The sequence below is a fragment of the Methanocalculus sp. genome (assembly GCF_029762515.1).
Classification (GTDB): domain Archaea; phylum Halobacteriota; class Methanomicrobia; order Methanomicrobiales; family Methanocorpusculaceae; genus Methanocalculus.
Genome location: NZ_JARVGN010000356.1, coordinates 1 through 2,413 on the forward strand (window position 1 = coordinate 1; position 2,413 = coordinate 2,413).

General features: G+C 54.2%; 3 protein-coding genes. All 3 read right to left on the reverse strand.

The genetic code is table 11. The features are described from left to right. Nucleotides 1-860 (reverse strand): nitrogenase component 1 (locus QCH34_RS10825; protein WP_300334020.1); only part of this gene is annotated, 860 nt, incomplete at its 3' end. Next, nucleotides 853-1,902: a nitrogenase component 1 gene (locus tag QCH34_RS10830; protein ID WP_300334022.1), complete on the reverse strand. Its 1,050-nt coding sequence runs from the start codon at nucleotides 1,900-1,902 to the stop codon at nucleotides 853-855. The genes QCH34_RS10825 and QCH34_RS10830, both read right to left, overlap by 8 nt. Further along, a partial coding sequence (locus QCH34_RS10835; protein WP_300334024.1) for a nitrogenase iron protein occupies nucleotides 1,862-2,413 on the reverse strand: 552 nt, incomplete at its 5' end. The genes QCH34_RS10830 and QCH34_RS10835, both read right to left, overlap by 41 nt.

Consider the following 2,413-nt stretch of genomic DNA (forward strand, 5'->3'; position numbering starts at 1 on the left):
GGAAGGATGAGTGGTTGCTCTGATCCGAGATACCTCACAAGGAGTTCTGCAAAGAATGCTGCATACCCGGACTGTGCACAGAGTGCGGCAACAGGGGGATCGTTCCTTCGCAGGTACTTCTCACAAGCGGCAATAACCATCTCTTCAGCCCTCTCACACTCTTCAAGAACCGGTGTTGGATCTGCACCGGGGATCGTATCAGCTGCATCCGTCAGGGTCTGCTTCAGGGAGGAGAGCCCAAGGAGCGAGCCGCAGGAACGCCCAAGCGGAGCTGTATAATCAGGATTTGCCGTAACCGTCATCGGTGCGGCATTCCTGAGCGATTTCAACTGATCATGTGAGAGGATCACTCCGGCCGGTATCCCGGCCATCGCAAGAATTCGTTTTGATTCATGCATATTCCCACGCCAGAAGGGATCGAGGAGGCAGATCCCCCCAAGATTCACCCCGGTAGCTGTAATCTCTGCCTCCTTCAGGAGTGTTTCGGCTGCCAGTGTAAATCCGGCTTCGGCATCTCCGAGAAAACCAGGAGAATCAACAATGAGAACAGGAAGATCGTCCAGTTCCGAGGCGAGATCCTCACCCATCAGCGCAGGAACACAGGAGTTGACGACTGCCACCCGTCCGGCTCCCGCCTCCAGAACCTCCGAGACAACTGACCGGAGGCGGGCACCTGTTCCAAAGATCACCTCATCATGCAGGATAAAGGAACCATGAAGCGGTCTCTTGACGAGCGATTTCGGGTAATAATAACAGCCGCTTGAGCCATGAATCACAACCGCAAGGTCGCCAAATCCAGCCAGAAAAGAGACTGCACCGGTAAGGGCACAGGGCCAGACGGGGTTTATACATTCAGGCACGGGAAAGACTCCTCCTCCATGAGTTGAGCATTCGCCTGGTTCCGGCGATTCCAACAGGTGGATCATAGGGCAGGGGAAGGAGATGGCTACCTGACACCTCTTTCATCTGAAGGGCTCCGAGTGCAGATTCAGCTGCAAAAACCGTTTGTGGATCTGCACCTGTTCTATTCAGCCGGACGGACTCGCACCGGAGATCATCGAAGCTGCTATAGAGGTCACTGATCAGCCCTTCTTCATCCCGGAGTGCCGAACCGGGATCGATTCCGGTACATGCTCCAAGTTGCTTGAGGAAAGCAGAAGTACCATCCGTTCCAACCGGAAAACCGGGGATGATGGGGATATGAAAGCGGCTGCCCAGGATGGAGCCGACCGGCTGAAGGGAGGATTCGCGCAGGATAGCCATCGGTGCGGAGCCGATCTTCTGGCAGTCTGAAACAGACGAATGCCGGACGAACCGGATGCCGGGAGCAAGATCAAGGAGGGAGAGGAGTCGGGTGATCTCATTAAAATTTTCTTCAGCCTCGTATTCGAGATTCTTCTCCCCGACAATCAAAATTTCTTCACCTGCTCTTTCTCCGGTCTCATCTGCAAGATTGAGAAGGGCAGCAAGAGCGTTTCGAATTCCCTCGGAGAAACCTCCCCCGAGAAAACCAGCACCGGGAATATAAATGACCGGCACACCCCGCTTCTGCCTGCAGAGTGCGGCAGTGTCATCGCCGATCGTGTCGGCAATGCAGGTGGATACAACACATATCAGAGAGGGATCCCGTGCTTCTGCGGCATCCAGCGCATCCAGCAGTGCTTGTTCACCGCCAAATATTACCTCCTCCTCGTTGATATTACTCGAGAGAAAGCAGGGGATCTTCACCTCATCGATCTCGGCTAACGAGGCATGCAGGAGTGAGGCATTGTGGTGAGTACACCCTGAAGGGCCATGGATCACCGTCACTGCATCTTCCAGAAAACCGGTCACCGAGAGGACACCCGTTAAGGTGCAGCCCTCACTCCTTGAGATATCGATAGGCGAGCGATTCAAGATCATCGATTGATAGTGGTGTCGGAATTGAGAACTCCGTATTCAGAAGAATGGCCTCTGCACAGCCCCGGTAGACCTCGGCCTGGGGTGAAGCCGGAGCATACTCGATCACGGTCTTCTTATTCAGTTCAGCCTGTGTGACGGTTTTTGACCGGGGAATGAATGCAATCATCTGCGATCCTATTGCTTCTGCAAACTCAGAGATCAGCTCATCCTCGCATTCGATATTCTTCCCATTGCCGATCACACCGGCAAGCCGGACTTTGCTCCGCTTATTTGCACTGAGACGGGAGATCGCTTTTGCAATATTGTTTGCCGCATAGAGGCTCATCAGCTCTCCCGAAGTGACAAGATAGACCTCTTCTGCATATCCTTCCCGCATCGGCATTGCAAACCCGCCACAGACGACATCACCCAGCACATCATAGACAATCAGATCCCCTCTCAACGCACCGAGCTTCTCGAGGAGCTGGAAGGTTGCGATGATGCCACGCCCGGCACAGCCGATACCAGGATC

Coding starts and splice junctions, on each gene's coding strand:
- QCH34_RS10830 (WP_300334022.1), bottom strand. CDS start 1,902: ATGATCTTGAATCGCTCGCCTATCGATATCTCAAGGAGTGAGGGCTGC.